Below are 19,016 nucleotides of genomic sequence, written 5' to 3' on the forward strand. Positions count from 1 at the left end.
GGTTCACAACGCGAGCCCGAGCGGCTCGCGGCTGACGATCACCCCATCCTCGTCTGCATAGAGCCATTCCCCAGGGCGCACAATCACGTCTTGAATGTTCACGACGGCGTCGGTCATGCCTTTGCCGAGCTTGTCCGGCGGGGCCGGCACCGCGGCCAGTGCCAGCACGCCGATGGGCACCTGCCGGATCTCGGCCACATCACGCACGCAGCCGTTGATTACCACCCCCGCCCAGCCGTTCTGGTTGGCCAGCGCGGCCAGATTGCCGCCCAGCAGCGCCCGTTTCATCGACGCCGCGCCATCGACGACCAGCACCCGCGCCAGGCCCGCCGTCTCGAGCATCGCACGCACCAACGCGTTGTCGTCGCGGCACTGAACCGTGGCGATCTGACCGCGAAACCGCGTGACCTTGCCGTAAGACCGAAACACCGGCGGCAGAATGCGCAGCATGTCGCTGTGCAGGGCGTCGCGGTGGGCATCGCACAGGTCACAGGTCGAAAACAAAGCATGCATCTCCATTCCTCCGGGCGCAAGGCCGTGTGCTGATTGCATTTGAGCAGACCCCAGGCCGCAGCGGACTGTGTCAGGTCAAGTCCCCTAGGATGTCGGTCTGCCGATTCGGCCGCCCGGCCTGTTGCTTCCATGTCCACCATCGCACTCAAGATCGATGTCGACACCCTACGCGGCACCCTCGAAGGGGTGCCCGCGCTGCTGCGCCTGCTCGACCGCCATCAGCTGCGCGCAGCCTTTCTGTTCAGTCTTGGGCCCGACCACACCGGTCGGGCGCTCAAGCGGGTGTTTCGCCCCGGGTTTCTCGCCAAGGTGCGGCGCACCTCGGTGACCAGTCATTACGGCCTTAAGACTCTGCTTTACGGCACGCTGTTGCCCGGGCCGGACATCGGCCGACGCGCGGCTGCGCCGATGCGTGCAGCACAGCACGCCGGCCACGAGACTGGGGTGCACACCTGGGATCACATCCTGTGGCAAGACGCCGTGGCACGCAAGGATGCCGACTGGACCCGCCGCCAGCTCCAGTTGGCGGCAGATCGCTACCGCGAAATCTTCGGCACGGCGCCGCAGGTGCATGGCGCAGCCGGCTGGCAGATGAACGATGCCGCTTACATCCTGGAGCAGGAGCTTGGTTTCACCTTGGCATCCGACGGTCGCGGCAGCCATCCCTTCCTGCCCGTGGTGCAGGGCCGCACCGTGCAGGTGCCGCAGTTGCCCACCACCCTACCCACGCTGGACGAGTTGATCGGCGTCGATGGCCTGACCGCCGACAACGTCGCCGACCATCTTCTGCGCTTGAGCTGCGATGGTCGCGACCATGTCTACACCCTGCACGCGGAACTCGAAGGCGGCCAACTCGCCCCGGTATTCGATCGTCTGCTGCAGGGCTGGAAGGCCGCCGGACTGCGCTGCACCAGTCTGCGCGACTATGCCGGTACGCTCGATCTGTCCGCATTGCCGCGGCACCGGGTCGGTCTGGGCAGCGTGCGGGGACGCAGCGGCACCCTCGCGGTGCAGGGGGTCGCGGCATGAACCAGGACGCACCGCAAGACGCCCTGGACGAGCCTGACACGCCCTGTGTCGGTGTCTGCTCGACCGGCTTCGACGAAATCTGTCGTGGCTGTCTGCGCACCGCGGTCGAGGTGGGACGCTGGGTCGAGATGAGTCCAGCAGAAAAACGCGCGGTCTGGACGCGCATTCTTGCTGCTGGATACAAGCCGCGTACGTCATCGACCTGCGCTGCGCCTTCGGCCGTCACGCGCCCTTGTTAGCATCAGGGTGATTGCCCAAACAGTTCTTTTCATCTACCCACCATGCCCCAGACCATCACCAAAGCCGTCTTTCCTGTCGCTGGACTCGGCACACGCTTCCTGCCCGCCACGAAGGCCACGCCCAAGGAAATGATGCCGGTGGTGGACAAGCCGTTGATCCAGTACGCGGTGGAAGAGGCCTATGCCGCGGGCATCACCGAAATGATCTTTGTCACCGGCCGTCACAAACGCGCGATCGAGGACCATTTCGACACCGCCTACGAACTCGAGCACGAGCTCGAGGCTGCGGGCAAGCAGACGTTGCTCGACCTGGTGCGTGGCGTCAAGCCCGACAATGTGCAGTGCGTGTTCGTGCGCCAGCCAGTGGCCAACGGCCTGGGCGCGGCCGTGTTGTGCGCCGAGCGCCTGGTGGGCGACGAGCCGTTTGCCGTGATTCTGGCCGACGACCTGCTCGTGGGCACGCCGCCGGTGATGGCGCAGATGGTCGAGGTGCACAGCCGCCATGGCCGCAGCGTCATCGCCACCGAGGAGGTGCCGCGCGCGCACACCAAGCGATACGGCATCGTCAGCGGCCAGGAAATCACACCGGGTCTGACCTCACTGAGCGGCATCGTCGAAAAACCCGCCCCCGAGCAAGCGCCCTCTACCCAGGCCGTGGTCGGCCGCTACATCCTGAGTCCTCGGGTGTTCCACCACCTGCGCCAAGGCAAGCCTGGCGCCGGCGGCGAAATCCAGCTCACCGACGGCATTTCGGCACTGCTGCACGAGGAGGCGGTCTATGCGTACCGCTACGCCGGACGTCGCTTCGACTGCGGCAGCAAGATGGGCTATCTCGAAGCCACCGTGCAACTTGGCATGGCGCACGAGGAAACCGGGGCCGACTTCACCGAATACCTGCGCGGACTGAACCTCTGAGTCGCCGTCTTGCGTTTCAGCGCCGCCGCAGGATATGGTGGTATTCCCCACCCTCGGTCTTCTGCTCGATCATGGTGTTGCCGGTCTGCCGCGCAAAGGCTTGGAAGTCCTTGACCGAGCCGGCATCAGTCGACACCACGCGCAGCACCTGACCGCTTTGCATCTGTGCGAGCGCTTTCTTCGCCTTCAGGATGGGCAGCGGGCAGTTCAGGCCACGCGTATCCAGGTCGACATCAATCACGGTTTGTTCCACGCGGGTCTCCAGTCATTGCTTGTTGCTATGGCGACGATTTTAAGAGTCACTTTGCATCTTCTGTCTGGCCTGCGGACAATCAAGGCTATTTAATGCTTGGAGATGCCATGAATTTGACCGCGCTGTTTGCCATGCCCGGCCTAGGCCGCAGCACCGGGGCACTTGAATTTTCCAAGCTCACCGAGCAGCAGTTGCTCGCACTGGCGATCTCGCTCGAAGAGGACGATGCGCGCATCTACAGTCAATATGCCCAGGCGTTGCATGCCGATTATCCAGACACTGCCGCGCTGTTTCGCGCCATGGCGGCCGAGGAGAACGCCCACCGCCACCGCTTGATCGAGCTGTACCGCCAGCGATTCGGGGAGCAAATTCCGCTGATCCGCCGCCAGGACGTGCGCGGATTCATCGAGCGCAAGCCCATCTGGCTGATGCAGCCGATCGACCTCGACAAGATTCGCGCGCAGGCCGAGATCATGGAAGCCGAGTCGCGCATGTTCTACGCCAAGGCGGCGCGCCAGGCCACCGATGCCGGCATCCGCCAGCTGCTAGGCGACCTGGCTGCGGCAGAGGCGGCGCACGAACAGAAGGCCGAGTCGCTAGGCAATGCGCTGATCACGCCGCAGACCATCCACTCAGAGCGCGAAACCCAGCGCCGCACCTTTGTGCTGCGCTTCGTCCAGCCAGGGCTGGCCGGACTGATGGACGGCTCGGTCTCGACGCTTGCTCCACTGTTCGCTGCGGCGTTCGCCACCCACGACACCTGGGCTACCTTTCTGGTCGGGCTGGCCGCGGCGATCGGCGCGGGCATCAGCATGGCGTTTGCCGAAGCCATGTCCGACGACGGCTCGCTCACTGGGCGCGGCAGTCCGTGGCTGCGTGGCGGCGTCACTGGCCTGATGACCGCGCTCGGCGGCCTGGGCCACACCCTGCCCTACCTGATCCCACAGTTCCATGTCGCCACGACGTTGGCGTTCATCGTGGTGGCGATCGAGCTGGTGGCGATCGCCTGGATTCGCAAACACTACATGGACGCCTCGTTCAGCATGGCCATGCTGCAGGTGGTGGTCGGCGGCGCGCTGGTGTTCGCTTCAGGCATTCTGATCGGCAGCGCCTGACCAGCACGTGGCGCGCGTGCGCGTGAACCCGCGCTTGCAATATTTCTATATTTCCATAAAAATTAAATTATGGAAACGAAAGACGCCCTACGTGCTCTGGCTGCACTGTCGCAAGACTCGCGGTTGCGCGTGTTTCGCGTCTTGGTGCAGGCGGGCCCCGAAGGGCTGGCTGCGGGCAAAATTGCCGAGCTCGCCGCCATTGCACCCTCCTCGCTCTCGTTTCACCTGAAGGAGCTCGCCCACGCCAACCTGGTCGAGTCTCGCCAGTCAGGGCGCTTTGTGATTTACACCGCGCGCTTTTCCACCATGAATGAACTGATCGGCTACCTCACCGACAACTGCTGCGGCGGCAATCCCTGCGGCCCGGTCGAGGCGAACTGCACCCCACCCGTACGCTCAACTGTTGAGGAGACTCACCCATGAAACGCTTCCATGTTCACGTCAGCGTGCCCGCGCTGGACGACGCCATTCGCTTCTACTCCGGCCTGTTCGCCGCCGAGCCCACGGTGCGCAAGGCCGACTACGCCAAGTGGATGCTCGACGACCCGCGGGTGAACTTCGCCATTTCGCAGCGCGGCGCCGCGCCCGGCTTGAACCATCTGGGCATTCAGGTGGAAAGCGATGCGGAACTGCTGGAGATGCAGCAACGGCTCGAATCCACCGAGGCTGGCTTCATCGAAGAAACCGGCGCCGCCTGCTGCTATGCCCGCTCCGACAAATACTGGGCCAACGACCCGGTCGGCATCGCCTGGGAGACCTATCACACCCTGGACACCATTCCCATGTTCAATGAGTCGCCCGATGGCAGCGCTTGCTGCATGCCTGCTGCGGTGGTTGCCGTGCCGTCACCGGCGCCACGCCCGGCGACGGCATGCTGCGGCGGCGCCTCCGCTTCCAAATCATCCTGCTGCTGATCTTTTACCCACTTGGAGATGTTCATGGACAAGGTTTACAACGTATTGGTGCTGTGCACCGGCAATTCCGCGCGCTCGATCATGGGCGAGGGACTGATCAACACCCTGGGCAAGGGCCGCTTCAAGGCCTATAGCGCGGGCAGCCATCCGGGCGGGGTAGTCAACCCCTACGCCATCGAACAGCTCAAAAGCATCGGCTACCCGACGGACACCTTGCGCAGCAAAAGCTGGGACGAGTTCGCCACGCCCGATGCGCCGCAGATGGACTTTGTTTTCACCGTCTGCGACAAGGCCGCGGGCGAGACCTGCCCCATCTGGCCCGGACACCCGATGACTGCGCACTGGGGCTTTGAAGACCCAGCCGCCGTGGAGGGCAGCGACGAAGAGAAGCGCCGCGCCTTCCAGACCATCTTCCGCCAGATCATGTGCCGGGTGCGCGCCTTCGTCAGCCTGCCGCTGGATCGGCTGGACGCAGCCGCGATCAAGCGGGAAATCGTGGACATCGGCAAGACCCAGGTCATGCCTTTGCCGGAGTCCTGCGCCAAAGACGATCTCGACCCGGTCGTTCAATAATCGCTCTCCCCGCGCCCAACGGCAGGCAGAACGGCCTGCCGTTTGCGTTTCGATTGCGTCCATTTCCCAACAAAAATTCCACGCCCATGATTGCCGCCCTGCTCATTTTCATCCTCACCCTGGTGTTCGTCATCTGGCAGCCGCGCGGTCTGGGCATCGGCTACAGCGCCCTGGGCGGCGCGGCGATCGCGCTGATATTCGGCGTGATCAACTGGGGCGACATTCCGGTGGTCTGGCACATCATCTGGGACGCCACTCTCACCTTCGTCGGGTTGATCATCATCTCGCTGATCCTCGACGAGGCGGGGTTCTTTCACTGGGCGGCACTGCATGTGGCGCGCTTCGGTCGGGGGCGCGGGCCACGGCTGTTCGTGCTGATCGTGCTGCTCGGCGCAGCGATATCGGCGCTGTTCGCCAACGACGGCGCGGCGCTCATCCTCACCCCGATCGTGCTTGCCATGCTGCTGGCGCTGGGCTTTTCGCCGGCTGCGGCGATGGCTTTCGTCATGGCCTGCGGCTTTGTCGCCGACACCACCTCGCTGCCGCTGGTCATCTCCAATCTGGTCAACATCGTCACCGCCGGTTATTTCGGCGTGCCGTTCGACCGCTACGCGGCGGTCATGGTGCCGGTCAATCTGGCAGCGCTCGCCGCGACGCTGCTCGTGCTCTACGCCTTCTACCGCCGCAGCATCCCGCCGCATTACGAGCTCGCCAAGCTCGATTCCCCTGCCAGCGCGATCAAGGACCCGCTGGTGTTCCGCTGGACGTTTCCGACGCTGGCGGTTCTGCTGGTGGCCTACTTCGTCACCGCAGCGTATGCGGTACCGGTGTCGGTGGTCACGGGGCTGGCGGCGCTGCTGATGCTGGTGCTGGCCGGGCGCTGGTGGCGCGGCGGGCAGGGAGCGCAGATCAATGTGCGCGGCGTCATCCGCCACGCGCCTTGGCAGATCGTGCTGTTTTCGCTCGGCATGTACCTGGTGGTCTATGGCCTGCGCAACGCCGGGCTGACCGCGGCTCTGGCGCAGGTGCTTGAAGCGCTCGGGCGGCACGGCGTACTTGCCGCGGCCGTCGGCACCGGGGTGATCAGCGCGCTGCTGTCGTCGGTGATGAACAACCTGCCGATGACGCTGATCGGCGCGCTGGGCATCCACCACGCGCAAGGACTGGACCCGGCGGTGCGCGAGGCGATGATCTACGCGCATGTCATTGGTTGCGATCTCGGTCCCAAGTTCACGCCAATCGGCAGTCTGGCCACACTGCTGTGGCTGCATGTGCTCGACCGCAAGGGCATGCACATTGGTTGGGGCTATTACATGCGCGTCGGCCTGATCCTGACCACGCCGGTGCTGCTGATCACCTTGCTGGCGCTAGCCGCACGGCTGAATCTGGGCTGAGGCGGCAGCGGGGTTTCATGCTCCGTCTTGCGGTAGGCAGGCGCAACTTGCCCGCGCATGTGTCCAAAGGTATTTCAGATGACCATCGACGGCCAACGCTTTGCTGCTGCGATGCCGCAACTCATGTCGAGCGGGATGAATCGTCTGCGAACTGCTTTGCGCCATGGGCACCAAAATCTCTCTCGCCATCCTCGGCATTCTGCTGTTCGTCTGCGTGGCCATCGGCTTCCGGTCTGGGGACGGGCATGCGTTGCGCGCCGGCGCGGACAGCGTGCCCGGGCAGGACATGGCAACCACTCCGACGCTGCAAGCCAGCAGACCGGCGCACCTCGGGTGATGGGGCTCTGACAGCGCCTGCTTGCTGCCGCGGACGAGCGACGGGAGGGACGACAAACACACAAGCACAACCCGGCGCTACCAGCGTGACTCTGCGCCTTGTGCTCAGGCTGGAAACACGCCGGTGCTCAGGTAGCGATCGCCGCGGTCGCAGACGATGAACACGATGGTGGCGTTTTCTACCTCGCGGGCGATGCGCAGCGCCACCTCGCAGGCCCCGGCCGCACTGATGCCGGCAAACAGTCCTTCCTCGCGGGCAAGCCGGCGCGCCATGTTCTCGGCTGCGGTCTGGCTGACATATTCCAGCCGGTCGACGCGCTGCGGCTCGTAAATCCTGGGCAGGTATTCCTGCGGCCATTTGCGGATGCCCGGGATGCGCGAGCCTTCTTCCGGCTGGGCACCGACGATCTGCACCGACGGGTTCTGCTCCTTCAGATAGCGCGACACCCCGGTGATGGTGCCGGTGGTGCCCATCGCGCTGACGAAATGGGTGACGCGGCCCGCAGTGTCGCGCCAGATCTCGGGGCCGGTGGTCTCGTAGTGCACGCGGGGATTGTCGGGATTGGCGAACTGGTCGAGCACCAAGCCCTTGCCCTCGCGCTGCATCTGCTCAGCCAGGTCGCGGGCATATTCCATGCCGCCACTCTTGGGGGTGAGCAGCAACTCGGCACCGAATGCTTTCATGGTCTGTGCGCGCTCGATGCTGAGGTCTTCGGGCATGATGAGCACCATGCGATAGCCCAGAATGGCCGCAGCCATGGCCAGCGCAATGCCGGTGTTGCCCGAGGTCGCCTCGATCAGCGTGTCGCCCGGCTTGATCGCGCCGCGTTCCTGCGCGCGGCGGATCATCGACAGCGCGGGCCGGTCCTTCACCGAGCCGGCCGGGTTGTTGCCCTCGAGTTTGCCCAGAATGACATTGCCGCGGCGCGCGTTGTCCGCGCCGGGAATGCGCTGCAGACGAACCAGCGGGGTGTTGCCGATGACCTGGTCGATGGTGGGATAGTGCATCCTTTTCTCCGTGCCCTGCGCTGGGCGTGTGCCGACTCAGGCCGGCCGGGACGGCGGCTCGATCGCGGCCAAATCGACCGCCGCAGCGCGCCAGTGCCGCTGGGCCTGATCCTCGCGTTCGATGCTTTCGAGCAATTGGGCCAGTGCAGCATGAATCTGGCCGCGCAGCCGCCGCTCGTCCTCGCCGCAGGCGTGAATGGCCTTTTGCAAGTATTGCTGCGCCTTGCCCCAAAGCTGCAGTTCGGCGCAGGCCATGCCCGCGAGGAACAGCGCCTGCGCCTCCTGTGGCCAGCGCCCGAGCCACTGCTCGGTCTGCGAGACGAAACCGGCATCGATACCCTGCAGCAGACCGCGCAGCGTCGGCATGAACAGGGCCGGCTCGGCCTGCGGCCGGTTGAGCGCTGCCACCAGCAGCGCGCGCGCCTCGCCCGGCACGCCGGCCATGGCAAAGCTGCGGGCTGCAGTCACCACCAGCGCGGGGTCGGAGCGCTCTTGCGCGGTGAGCCTGTTCCAGGTTGCGCGCAGCGCCTGCGGATCGTCCGCCGCCTGGCGCAGCAGACCGGTCGCCGCGGTCTGCAGCATGGCCTGCGCCGCCGCCGGATGCAACGCGCCGTGTTTGAGCAGGGTGCGCGCCAGCCGCAGCACGTCGGCGTGGTCATTGATCTTGCGTGCAGCCTGCAGCTCGATGCGCAGCGCGTGGGTGCGTCGGCGCACACCGGCAGGCAGGGTCTGCAGCAGGGCCAGGGCTTCGCGCGGCTGCTTGGAGTCGAGTTGCCACTGCGCCTGCAGCAGCACAGCAGCGTCGCGCGCCTGTTGCGGCAGTTGCGCCAGGTAGGCATCGCGTCGGTCGTAGGCCTGGAGCTGCTGCGCTGACTGCGCCGCGGTCAGCAGCGCCGCCGGCGCGAAATCGCTGAACTCGGCAGCGCGCTGGGCGGCGCGCTCGGCACGACGAAAGCGCCCGCCGAAATAATCGAACATGCCGTTGTGCAAGGCCTGCGCCGCCAGCCGCATGCGCCTGCGGGCACGGTATTCGGCCGCGGCCCGCGGCATGCCCAGTAGCAGCGTCAGACCGCGCAGCACCAGATACAGCACGACGAAGGCCAGCAGCAGCAGCAGCACCGCGAAGTTCAGCGACACATCCACCCGCCACGGCGGCAGCAGCACGGCGACGTTGCCGGAATTGAGCGTGGTGCCCAGCGCCAGCAGCACCGCGGCCGCGGCCAGGACTAGAGTCCACACGAGCCAGCGCATCAGGGCGCTCCGGTATCGAGCGTGGACAGCACGGCCAGCGACTCCAGATTGGCCGCCGGATTGGCCGACAGGTCGAGCTGCGCGGCCTGCCGCGCCAGCGACAGCGCCTGCACCATGCGCGGCTGACGTCGATCGAAATAGGTTTCGAGCGCCTCGGTGATGCCGCGCATGTCGCTGCGATAGGCCACGGCGTTGCGCGACAACAGATCGAGCCGGGCGTTGAGAATGCGCAGCTTGAGGTTTTCGCGCAGGAACTCGCCCTGCTGCGGCGAGGCGAGCAGCGCGTCGCGCGAGCCAACTCGGGTGATGCCGAACAGTTGCACCACGCTGGCGCGCAGGCGCTCGAACCACACACCCAGCCACGGCGCCCAGCTCGGCCCCGGCGGCGTAGCAGATGCCGTGCCCGGCGGCGAAACCAGTGCGCCATGACTGGCATGCAGCGGTGCGGCAGAGGAAACCAGCCGCAGATCGTCGACCAGCGCCGCCAGATCGTTGAGTTTGTGCGCCGCCGCGGCAATGTCGGGCGTGACCGCGCTACGCAGCCGGGTGAGATCGGCCTGCACCGCGCGGCGCAGGATCTGCGCCTTGGGGTTGGACGAGCGCGCCAGGCGGGCGTCGGCGCTTTGCAGCGTGGCGATTAGCGGCTGCACATTGCCGATGAGCTGGGCCTGCTGCTGCGCCAGTGCGATGAGCTGCCCGGTCTCGGACAGGCGCGCCTGATCGCGGCTCTTGGCGAATTCTTCATACAGTGTTTCCAGCGCCTGCCGCTGCGCAGCGAAATCCTGCTGACGCGATTCGAGCACCGCAACGCGCGCGGTGAGATCGCGCACTGCATCGCTGGCCTGCCTGGTCAGGGTCTTGGCCTCGATTGCATTGGTGGTAGCGGCCTGCAGTCGCTGTGCAATCTCGGCCTGCGTGGCGTACAGGCGGCTGTCGAGCCACCAGGCCATCGCCAACATGGCCAGGACGATGGCCAGCAGCGCAGGCCAGATCCAGCGCGCGCCGGGCATCGCAACGGCTGCAGGGGGCACAGGAGGCAACGGCGGCGCAGCCGAAGACGCCTCGGGGCTGGTGCCAGCTGGCGGTTCGGCTGCGGGCTGAGCGTCGGGGCGGGGGTCGGGCTCGGTCATGTGGGCATTCTAGGGTGCGGGATGGCGCTTGCCAGGCGCTGCAGCGTGGCCAGTACCGCCTCGGGAGAAGCAGCTGTGAGCTCCACCTGGCCAAAGCCCGCGGCTTGCAGGGCCTGCGCAATGCGCGGGTGGATCGCCAGTGCGCGCTGGCATTGCAGCGCCGCGCGCGCGATGCCGGCCTGCGCCAAGAGGTCCTGCAGATTGCGGACCGCTTCGGACGAGGTCAGCAGCCACCAGCCGCCGCTGCTCAGCGCCGTATGCAGCTGCTCGGCGGTGTGCGCGTCATACTGCGGTGCGAGACGGCTATATGCCTCGACGATCTTGACCTTGGCTCCGGCCTTTTCCAACCGGCGCGCGAGCAGATCGCGGCCAGCGCCACCACGAAAAATCTGGACCTTCCGGCCGACCCACGGAAACACCGCAACCGGGCCCGGGGCGAAGGCCAGCTGCAGCGCATGCCATAGCGCGAGCGAGTCGCTCTCGCCGCCGTGCTCCTCCTGCGCGTCGGGGGCGATCAGCCTTGGCCACGGCGGATCGCCTGGCTGCGCGGCAAGCGCGCGGCGCACCGCACGCAGACTACCCTGCCCGACCACGCCAATGGCGCAATGCGCCGGCCACGGCCCGGGCAGCGCCGCAAACACCGCAGCCACTGCGGTCGGGCTGACCGGAATGGCCAGGTCGGTCTGCGGCAGTGCGGCCAGCGCCGCGTGAAACCGCGCTGGATCGGGCGGTGGGCCGATGGACTGCAGCGCAAAGTCGATCACCCGCACGCCGACCTGCTGGCAGGCCTGCGCCAGTGCGGCGGACTGCGCCGGCACACGGGTGACGATCAGCGTGGCGTTGGACATGGCGGTCACCCGTGCCAGGCGCCGCGCCGCTCAGTGCGCGGCCAACTGCGCAAGCAGTGCGTCTGCACCCTGCGCGCGCAATTGCTGCGCCACCTGCTGCCCCAACGCCTCGGCCTGCGCCGCATCGGTAACCGGCGCGCGTGCCTGTGCCCGCAGCATGCGGCTGCCATCGGGCAGGCCGAGCAGTGCGCGCAGCAGCATGTGCTGCCCGTCCAGGGTGGCGTGTGCGCCCATCGGCGTCGTACAGCTGCCGCCCAGCGCGCGCGAGACCGCGCGCTCGGCCTGGGCGCACAGCGCAGTGGGTTGATGGTTCAGCGGCGCAAGCAGCTGCAACAGATCGGTGCGGTCGGCGCGGATTTCGATGCCCAGCGCCGCCTGCCCGACCGCCGGGAGCATGTCCTCGGGGTCGATCACGGCACGCACGCGCTCGCCCAGCCCCAGCCGCTTGAGCCCAGCAGCCGCCAGCAGAATGCCGGCGTACCGCCCCTCGTCGAGCTTGCGCAGCCGGGTGTCGAGGTTGCCGCGCAGCGGCTCCACGCGCAGATGCGGATAGCGTGCGCGCAGCTGCGCTTCGCGTCGCAGGCTGGAGGTGCCGACCACCGCGCCCGCCGGCACCTCGACCAGACTGGCATGGTGCGCGCTGACCCAGGCATCGCGCGGGTCCTCGCGCTGCATCACCGCAGCGAGATGAAAGCCCGGCGGCAGCACCATGGGCACGTCCTTGAGCGAATGCACCGCAAGATCGGCGCGGCCCTGTTCCATCGCCACCTCGAGTTCCTTGACGAACAACCCCTTACCGCCGATCTTCGCCAGCGACTTGTCCAGAATCTGGTCGCCCTGCGTGGTCATACCAAAGATGCGCACCTCGCAGGTCGGGTAGAGCACCTGCAGCAGATCGCGCACATGGTGCGCCTGCCACAGGGCGAGGCGGCTTTCGCGTGTGGCAATGACGAGGGACGAAGGGGGGGTTGGGGTCGAAGTCATGCGCGGATTCTAGGAGCCCGGCACGGCCGGATACCGCGGGATGCAACGCCACGGCACATCGTCCTGCGCCAGCGCAAATCCTCGGACTGCTCAGGCGCGCAAGATGCAACCCGTGCTGCGGTGCGCTGCTAGCATCACAGCGCCCTTCCTACGATCTTCCCAATATCCGTCATGCCGAACCGCCAAGCTACAGCTCGCCCTGCTTCTGATCCCGATGCCGCGCTGTTCGACGACATCCGGCTGCTTGGGCGCCTGCTCGGCGACATGATCCGGGAGCAGGAAGGGCAGGAGATGTTCGACATCGTCGAGACCATCCGTCAGCTGTCGGTGAAATTCCACCGCAGCGGCGACGCCCGGGACCGCCGAGCGCTGGACAAGCTGCTGCGCAGCCTGACCCGCGATCAGGCGGTCAGCGTGATCCGCGCGTTCAGCTACTTCTCGATCCTGGCCAATATCGCGGAGGACCATCATGTGCTGCGCCGCGCCGAGCAGGACGCCGAGCGCGGTGCGCCGCCGCGGCGCGACAGTGTGCGCGCCGCGCTGGAAGTGCTCAAGGCCAGCGGCGTGCGGCGCGCGCAGTTGATGCAGTTTTTCGATCAGGCGCTGATCTGCCCTGTGCTCACCGCCCATCCCACCGAAGTCCAGCGCAAAAGCGTGCTCGACGCCGAGCGCGCGCTGGCGCGGCTGCTGGTCGAGCGCGACGCCGCCCGGCTGCCGCAAAAGCGCACCGAAATTGAGGACGCGATGCGCGCCCGCGTGGTGCAGCTGTGGCAGACCCGGCTGCTGCGCTACGTGAAACTGCGCGTCTCCGACGAGATCAAGAACGTGCTGTCGTTCTACGACACCACCTTTTTCACCCAATTCCCGCGGCTGTATCGCGATCTGCAGCGCGACATCGACGCGCTGTTCCCCCCCGAGCACGGCGATGCACCCAGCGCCGAGCTGCCAGCGTTTTTCCGCATGGGTCACTGGATCGGCGGCGACCGTGACGGCAACCCTTACGTCACTGCCGAGACTCTGAGCTACGCGCTGCGCCTGCAGTCGCGCACTGCGATCGAACATTACATGGCCGAAGTGCACGCCATTGGCGGCGAGCTGTCGATCTCCGCACTGCTGGCCAGCGCCAGCCCCGATCTGATGGCACTGGCCGAGCGTTCGCCCGATCTGTCCGAGCACCGCCGCGACGAGCCGTACCGCCGCGCCCTCATCGGCATGTACGCCCGCCTGGCCGCCAACCTGCGCAAGCTCGCCGGAGTCGAGGCGCTGCTGCCCGAAGTCGGCAGTGCCGAGCCATATGCCAACGCCGACGAATTCATCGCCGATCTGCGCACCATCCGCGCCTCGCTCGCCAGCCACCATGCCGAGGCGCTGGCGCGTGCGCGCGTCGATCCGCTGATCCGTGCCGCCAGTGTGTTCGGCTTCCGTCTGGCCACCATCGACCTGCGGCAAAGCTCGGATCAGCATGAGGCCGTGCTGCGCGAACTGCTCGCCGTGGCGCAGCTCTGTCCGGACTACAGCCATCTGGACGAGGCCGCCAAGCAGGCCCTGCTGATCCGCTGCCTCAACGACCCGCGCCCGCTGCGCCTGCCGCATCACACCTATTCCGACTGGACCCGCAGCGAACTGGCGGTGTTCGACCGCGCCTACAGCGCCCGGCGCGACTTCGGCCCGCGCGCGATCCGTCAGTACATCATCTCGCATTCCGAGACGGTCAGCGATCTGCTCGAACTGCTGGTGCTGCAAAAGGAAGCCGGGCTGCTGCACGGCACGCTGGGCAGCGCCGACAGCTATGCCGAGCTGCTGGTGGTGCCACTGTTCGAGACCATCGACGACCTGCGCAACGCCCCGGCCATCATGCGCGAGTTCTACGCCTTGCCCGGCATCAAGAGCCTGGTACAGCGCTCGGGCGGCGAGCAAGAAATCATGCTGGGCTATTCCGACAGCAACAAGGACGGCGGCTTTTTCACCTCCAACTGGGAGCTGTACTGCGCCGAAATTGCGTTGGTAGAACTGTTCGCCCCGCTCAAGGCCGAGCATGGCATCACCCTGCGGCTGTTTCACGGCCGCGGCGGCACGGTGGGGCGCGGTGGCGGCCCGAGCTTCGACGCCATCCTGGCGCAGCCGCCGGGCACGGTCAACGGCCAGATCCGCCTGACCGAGCAGGGCGAGGTCATCACCAGCAAATACGGCAACCCCGACATCGGCCTGCGCAATCTCGAAACCCTGGTCGCCGCCACCCTGCAGGCCACGCTGCTGCCGCAGACCAGAACCGCGACCAAGCCGCCCGCGCGATTTCTCGACGCCGCCGCGGCGCTGTCCAGAGCGTCGATGGCCGCGTACCGCAAGCTGGTGTACGACACCCCGGAATTCGCCGACTATTTCTACGCCGCCACGCCGATATCCGAAATCGCCGAGCTCAATATCGGCAGCCGCCCGTCCTCGCGCAAGGCCACCCGTGCAATCGCCGACCTGCGCGCCATTCCCTGGGGCTTCTCGTGGGGGCAGTGCCGCGTGGCGCTGCCCGGCTGGTACGGCTTCGGCAGCGGAGTGCAGGCCTTTCTCGACACCGAGCCCGACGGCATGAAACTTCTGCAGCGCATGGCCCGGCAGTGGCCGTTCTTCGCCACCCTGCTGTCGAACATCGACATGGTGCTGGCCAAAACCGACATGCGCGTGGCCGCACGCTATGCCGAGCTGGTTCCCGACGCCAAGACCCGGCAGAAAGTGCTGCGCGCACTGCAGCGCGAATGGCAGCTGACTACTGAGATGCTCACCGCCATCACCGGCAACGCCGAGCGCCTGGCTGACAACCCCACGCTCAAGCGCTCGATCCGCGCCCGCTTCCCCTACATCGACCCGCTCAATCACCTGCAGATCGAACTGCTTCACCGCTTCCGCGAAGGTCAGACCGATGAGCGCACCAAGCGCGGCATTCATCTGAGTATCAACGGCATCGCCGCCGGTCTGCGCAACACCGGCTGAGCGCCGGTTCTCTCTCAAGCCGCTGTCCGCGCAGGCCAGTCCTGCAGCGCTTGTTGCGCCGCCTGATAGCCGATGTCAATCGCCTCTGCGGCGCGACCGAATTCCAGAAAGCGGATATGGCCCAGCGGCGGACGAATCAGCAAATCCGCCGGCTCGATCGCCAGCCGCGAGCGGGTCAGGTGCATTTCCATGACGTTGACCGAGGCGAGGAGCACCTCGAACAAATTGGGCAGCGCCTCGCCGCGCTCGGCCCATCGCGAGAACTGCTCGCGCGTGTTGCTGCCGGCCAGCAGCCGCGCCTTCAGATCGCCCATCACCCGACGATAGTCTGCCACCCAGCCCTGCGCCTGCCGCTGTGCATCGGCCAGGGTTTGTGATGTCCGGCGCCGCAAGCGCGGGCGGCCGTTGACCACGCCGTGGTTCAGATCCACCGCGATCACCAGATCCGCGCCGAGTGCACGCGCCACGCTCACTGGCAGCGGATTGCTCAGCCCGCCGTCGACCAGCACCCGCCTGCCCTGTCGCACCGGGGTGAAAATGCCAGGCACGGCAATGCTGGCGCGCACCGCGTCGATCACGTCGCCGGTGCGCAGGATCACCTCGTCGCCGGTGAGCAGGTCGGTAGCCACCGCGGCAAACGGCAACATCAGATCGGCGATCTGCGCAGCCGGCAGATGCTCGCGCACCAGCGCAGTGACCTTGGCGCCGTCGATCAGCCCAGAGCGCGGAAACACCATGTCGAAAAACGACAGGGTCTTTTTCCAGTCAAAGGTCTTGAAGGTCGCCTCAAGTCCGTCGGTGCTGCCCGATGCGGCAATGGCGCCGACCAACGCGCCGATGCTACAGCCGGCGATGCAGTCGATCCGCACCCCGGCATCGGCCAGCGCGCGCAGCACACCCAGATGCGCCATGCCGCGCGCCGCGCCGCCGCCCAGCGCCAGCCCCACCCGGGGCCGACGCGCCGCAGCGGAGGACGAAACCAATGGCGCAGTCATAACGCAAGGATAGCGCCTCCTATGTCTTGGCTAAGACTCGCTCCCTAGAGTGCAGACACGCCAACACGGCGGTCTTTTCAGGGAGTTTTGTCATGTTGACACGCAAATCCACTCTGGCCCTCGCGGCCCTATTGCTCACATCGGTAGCAGCTGGTGTGAGCGTCTATGCCGCGGGCGATTCGGGCCATGATGCCCGCACCATCCCCAACGCCAAGTTCAGCCTTGCGCAGGCGATCACGGCCGCCGAGCAGCATGTGGGCGGCACCGCATCCAAGGCCGAGGTCGAGCCGCATGGCGGCAAGCTGGTCTACGACGTCGAAGTGGTCAAGAGCACGCAGGTGTTCGACGTGAAGATCAGCCCGGACCAGGGCACGGTCATCGCACAGGCCGAGGACAGGGCAGACCACGACGACCACGAACAGCAGGACTGAGCCCTGCTCGCAGCCCGTGCCCCACGCGTGGAGCACGGGTTTTTCCGATATGAATCTTCCCCCAGCCGCCCACCCATGCTCCACTTCCCTGCTCTCTGGAACGCGCTCAATCTCGGTCTTTACATGCACTGGGCTGCCGCGGGCAGCGCGTCGCGGGTCAGCGTGGATGTGGCCTTGCTGCTTGCCAATGACGCCGTCTACTGCGCACCGCTGCTGCTGGTCTGGGGCTGGCTGCGCCGGCCCGAGGCCCAGCGGCTGGCACTGCTGCAGGCCGCAGTGGCCGCGCTGGTGGCGCTGGGCATCAATCAGCTCATCGGGCTGGTGGTGTTCGAGCCGCGGCCGTTCGCGGTCGGGCTGGGCCCGGCGCTGCTGGCGCATGCCAGCGACAGCAGCTTTCCCAGCGATCATCTGACGGTCATCTGGGCGGTCGCCACCAGCCTGCTGCGCGATGTGCGATGGCGCCGTGCCGGGCTGTTGCTGGCTTTGCTCGGTCTGCCAGTGGCCTGGGCGCGGGTGTATCTGGGCGTGCACTGGCCGCTGGACATGGCCGGCGCCGCGCTGGTCGGGCTGCTGACCGCTGTGCTCATCCACGCGGTGCGCGGCCGTCTGATCGCACCCGCGCTGCCGCTGCTCAACCGCATCTACCGCGCCTTGTTCGCACCCGCGATCCGTCATGGCTGGACCCTACGATGATGCACTCTGCGACACCGAGCCGCCTGACCGTACCGTTTCGCCGTCTTGCACACACCGCCGTGCTCGCTACCCTGCTGCTGGGCGGCTGTGCCACCTATCACCCTGATCCGCTGCCCACCGCGCCGCACCTGGCGGCGTCGGTGCAGGACCTGCGCGTGGCGCGCAGCCGCATCGCCCTGCCCGCCCTGGCGCATTACGATTTCGACCCCACCAGACCGCTCGACGCCACGGGTCTTGCCATCCTCGCGGTGCTCAACAATCCGCAACTCAAGGCCGAGCGCGCCAAGGCCGGCGTGGCCCGTGCGCAGGCGTTCGACGCCGGGCTGCTGCCCGATCCGCAGCTCAGTCTGACGCGCGACTTTCCCGGCAACAGCGTGGGCGCCACGACCTCGGCGTACAACCTCGGCCTGTCCTACGACATCGCCGCGCTGATCACCCACCATGCCGCCACGCGCGCCGCGCAAAGCGCCGCCACCCAGGTCGATCTGCAGGTGCTGTGGGCCGAGTGGCAGACCGTGGCGCAGGCCCGGCTGCTCTACACCCAGATCACCGGCAACACCGCGCGGCTGGCGCTGCTCGAGCAGGAGCGCCAGTTGTTCGAGCAACGGCTACAGCGCAGTCAGGCTGCGCTGGCGCAGGGCAATGTCACCCGGCTGGACGTAGACGCACAGCTCGTGCCGTTGCAGGCGCTGACACAAACCATCCAGAGCATCCAGCGCCAGCAGCTCGCGCTGCAATCGCAGCTCCACGCATTGCTCGGGCTGAAGGCCGACGTACCGCTGTCGCTGGCCCCAGCCACGCCACAACCCGTGCCCGATGCGGCGCAGGTCGACGCGGCGCTGCACGACCTGCCGCGCATCCGCCCCGACCTGATGGCGCTGCAGGCCGGCTATGCCGCGCAGGAGCAGAAGGTCTGGCAAGCCGTGCTCGGCCAGTTCCCCGCGTTCAACCTCGGCTTCACCCGCGCGCGCGACACTGCCGGGGTCAACACCATCGGCTTTGGCGTGAGCATCAGCCTGCCGCTGTTCAACCGCAATCAGGGCGTGATCGCCACACAACGCGCCACCCGGGCGCAGCTGCACGCCGAGTATCAGGCGCGGCTCGATCAGGCCGATGCCGATGTGCGCCAGGCGCAGGCCGACCTCGCACTGCTGCAGCAACAGCGCCGAGCTCTGCTGGCGGCGCTACCCGCGCTGGAGTCTGCGGAGGCGGCGGCGCAGGTCGCGCTGCAGCACGGCAGCATGACTCTGCTCGAATTCATCAACCAGCGCACCGCCCTGCTCGACCAGCGTCTGGCGCTGCAGGCCAATGCCCAGCAGACCGAGGAACAAGCGCTGGCGCTGCAGTTGCTCACCGGCCTCGGCCCGTATCGCCCGGCGAAGCAAGCCACGACGACTTCCAAAGCACCCTAGT

Annotated in this window: 21 protein-coding genes; 13 read left to right on the top strand and 8 right to left on the bottom strand. The window is 66.9% G+C overall.

The annotated features are described in order from the left end of the window. Nucleotides 1-3: 3 nt before the first annotated feature. Entirely contained in the window at nucleotides 4-513 is a 510-nt protein-coding gene (gene rraA / locus ACZ47F_RS12530) for a ribonuclease E activity regulator RraA (protein ID WP_464925018.1), read from the bottom strand. A 129-nt stretch (nucleotides 514-642) separates the two neighbouring features. On the opposite strand from rraA, the gene ACZ47F_RS12535 reads away from it, so the two are divergent. The 3 genes from ACZ47F_RS12535 to galU are packed head-to-tail and all read left to right on the top strand — an operon-like array spanning nucleotide 643 to nucleotide 2,696. Beyond that, a complete protein-coding gene (locus ACZ47F_RS12535) occupies nucleotides 643-1,542 on the top strand; it encodes a polysaccharide deacetylase family protein (RefSeq protein WP_464925019.1) in 900 nt (299 codons plus the stop codon). After that, nucleotides 1,539-1,781 carry a DUF1289 domain-containing protein gene (locus ACZ47F_RS12540; protein ID WP_464925020.1) on the top strand — a complete coding sequence of 81 codons (243 nt, stop codon included), beginning with the start codon at nucleotides 1,539-1,541 and terminating at the stop codon, nucleotides 1,779-1,781. Before ACZ47F_RS12535 ends, ACZ47F_RS12540 begins: the two co-directional genes overlap by 4 nt. 42 nt (nucleotides 1,782-1,823) lie before the next feature. Next, a complete protein-coding gene (galU, locus tag ACZ47F_RS12545; RefSeq protein ID WP_464925021.1) occupies nucleotides 1,824-2,696 on the top strand; it encodes a UTP--glucose-1-phosphate uridylyltransferase GalU in 873 nt (290 codons plus the stop codon). Nucleotides 2,697-2,712: 16 nt separating this feature from the next. On the opposite strand, the gene ACZ47F_RS12550 is transcribed toward galU, so the two are convergent. Beyond that, nucleotides 2,713-2,949 (bottom strand): sulfurtransferase TusA family protein, encoded by a 237-nt coding sequence (locus ACZ47F_RS12550; RefSeq protein ID WP_464925022.1) that lies wholly within the window; start codon nucleotides 2,947-2,949, stop codon nucleotides 2,713-2,715. 107 nt (nucleotides 2,950-3,056) lie between these two features. On the opposite strand from ACZ47F_RS12550, the gene mbfA reads away from it, so the two are divergent. The 6 genes from mbfA (at nucleotide 3,057) to ACZ47F_RS12580 (ending at nucleotide 7,282) form a co-directional block, all read left to right on the top strand. Continuing rightward, nucleotides 3,057-4,064: an iron exporter MbfA gene (gene mbfA, locus ACZ47F_RS12555; RefSeq protein WP_464925023.1), complete on the top strand. Its 1,008-nt coding sequence runs from the start codon at nucleotides 3,057-3,059 to the stop codon at nucleotides 4,062-4,064. Between the two features lie 69 nt (nucleotides 4,065-4,133). Beyond that, the gene (locus ACZ47F_RS12560; protein WP_464925024.1) at nucleotides 4,134-4,487 is read left to right on the top strand and encodes an ArsR/SmtB family transcription factor; all 354 of its coding nucleotides are present in this window, start codon (nucleotides 4,134-4,136) and stop codon (nucleotides 4,485-4,487) included. Then, nucleotides 4,484-4,978 carry an ArsI/CadI family heavy metal resistance metalloenzyme gene (locus tag ACZ47F_RS12565; protein WP_464925025.1) on the top strand — a complete coding sequence of 165 codons (495 nt, stop codon included), beginning with the start codon at nucleotides 4,484-4,486 and terminating at the stop codon, nucleotides 4,976-4,978. The genes ACZ47F_RS12560 and ACZ47F_RS12565 overlap by 4 nt, the downstream gene beginning before the upstream one ends. Nucleotides 4,979-5,002: 24 nt before the next feature. Beyond that, a complete protein-coding gene (locus tag ACZ47F_RS12570; RefSeq protein WP_013123429.1) occupies nucleotides 5,003-5,551 on the top strand; it encodes an arsenate reductase ArsC in 549 nt (182 codons plus the stop codon). Between the two features lie 86 nt (nucleotides 5,552-5,637). Further along, nucleotides 5,638-6,945, top strand: a complete 1,308-nt coding sequence (locus tag ACZ47F_RS12575) for an arsenic transporter (RefSeq protein ID WP_464925026.1) — start codon at nucleotides 5,638-5,640, stop codon at nucleotides 6,943-6,945. Nucleotides 6,946-7,108: 163 nt separating this feature from the next. Further along, nucleotides 7,109-7,282, top strand: coding sequence for a hypothetical protein (locus ACZ47F_RS12580; protein ID WP_464925027.1), 174 nt, complete (start codon nucleotides 7,109-7,111; stop codon nucleotides 7,280-7,282). A 104-nt stretch (nucleotides 7,283-7,386) separates the two neighbouring features. Here ACZ47F_RS12580 and cysM read toward each other — a convergent pair whose 3' ends face one another. Genes cysM through hemC form a run of 5 tightly spaced genes read right to left on the bottom strand, consistent with a single transcriptional unit; the run spans nucleotide 7,387 to nucleotide 12,502 of the window. Further along, nucleotides 7,387-8,289, bottom strand: a complete 903-nt coding sequence (gene cysM, locus ACZ47F_RS12585) for a cysteine synthase CysM (RefSeq protein WP_464925028.1) — start codon at nucleotides 8,287-8,289, stop codon at nucleotides 7,387-7,389. Nucleotides 8,290-8,325: 36 nt separating this feature from the next. Continuing rightward, entirely contained in the window at nucleotides 8,326-9,540 is a 1,215-nt protein-coding gene (locus ACZ47F_RS12590; RefSeq protein ID WP_464925029.1) for a heme biosynthesis HemY N-terminal domain-containing protein, read from the bottom strand. Beyond that, nucleotides 9,540-10,670 (bottom strand): uroporphyrinogen-III C-methyltransferase, encoded by a 1,131-nt coding sequence (locus tag ACZ47F_RS12595; protein ID WP_464925030.1) that lies wholly within the window; start codon nucleotides 10,668-10,670, stop codon nucleotides 9,540-9,542. Before ACZ47F_RS12595 ends, ACZ47F_RS12590 begins: the two co-directional genes overlap by 1 nt. Further along, nucleotides 10,667-11,518: a uroporphyrinogen-III synthase gene (locus ACZ47F_RS12600; protein WP_464925031.1), complete on the bottom strand. Its 852-nt coding sequence runs from the start codon at nucleotides 11,516-11,518 to the stop codon at nucleotides 10,667-10,669. Before ACZ47F_RS12600 ends, ACZ47F_RS12595 begins: the two co-directional genes overlap by 4 nt. A gap of 30 nt (nucleotides 11,519-11,548) precedes the next feature. Beyond that, a complete protein-coding gene (gene hemC, locus ACZ47F_RS12605) occupies nucleotides 11,549-12,502 on the bottom strand; it encodes a hydroxymethylbilane synthase (protein ID WP_464925032.1) in 954 nt (317 codons plus the stop codon). Between the two features lie 171 nt (nucleotides 12,503-12,673). Here hemC and ppc point away from each other — a divergent pair, with 171 nt between their 5' ends. After that, nucleotides 12,674-15,484 carry a phosphoenolpyruvate carboxylase gene (ppc, locus tag ACZ47F_RS12610; RefSeq protein ID WP_464925033.1) on the top strand — a complete coding sequence of 937 codons (2,811 nt, stop codon included), beginning with the start codon at nucleotides 12,674-12,676 and terminating at the stop codon, nucleotides 15,482-15,484. Nucleotides 15,485-15,498: 14 nt separating this feature from the next. Here the strand turns inward: ppc and ACZ47F_RS12615 are convergent, their stop codons facing one another. Further along, nucleotides 15,499-16,479: a patatin-like phospholipase family protein gene (locus ACZ47F_RS12615; protein WP_464925034.1), complete on the bottom strand. Its 981-nt coding sequence runs from the start codon at nucleotides 16,477-16,479 to the stop codon at nucleotides 15,499-15,501. Between the two features lie 92 nt (nucleotides 16,480-16,571). On the opposite strand from ACZ47F_RS12615, the gene ACZ47F_RS12620 reads away from it, so the two are divergent. From ACZ47F_RS12620 to ACZ47F_RS12630, 3 genes are all read left to right on the top strand, one after another. Continuing rightward, nucleotides 16,572-16,910 carry a PepSY domain-containing protein gene (locus tag ACZ47F_RS12620; protein ID WP_464925035.1) on the top strand — a complete coding sequence of 113 codons (339 nt, stop codon included), beginning with the start codon at nucleotides 16,572-16,574 and terminating at the stop codon, nucleotides 16,908-16,910. A gap of 75 nt (nucleotides 16,911-16,985) precedes the next feature. Next, nucleotides 16,986-17,603, top strand: a complete 618-nt coding sequence (locus ACZ47F_RS12625) for an undecaprenyl-diphosphatase (protein ID WP_464925036.1) — start codon at nucleotides 16,986-16,988, stop codon at nucleotides 17,601-17,603. Continuing rightward, a complete protein-coding gene (locus tag ACZ47F_RS12630; RefSeq protein ID WP_464925037.1) occupies nucleotides 17,600-19,015 on the top strand; it encodes a TolC family protein in 1,416 nt (471 codons plus the stop codon). The genes ACZ47F_RS12625 and ACZ47F_RS12630 overlap by 4 nt, the downstream gene beginning before the upstream one ends. The last annotated feature ends 1 nt before the right edge of the window (nucleotide 19,016 follow it).

It is taken from the genome of Thiomonas islandica, assembly GCF_055383445.1.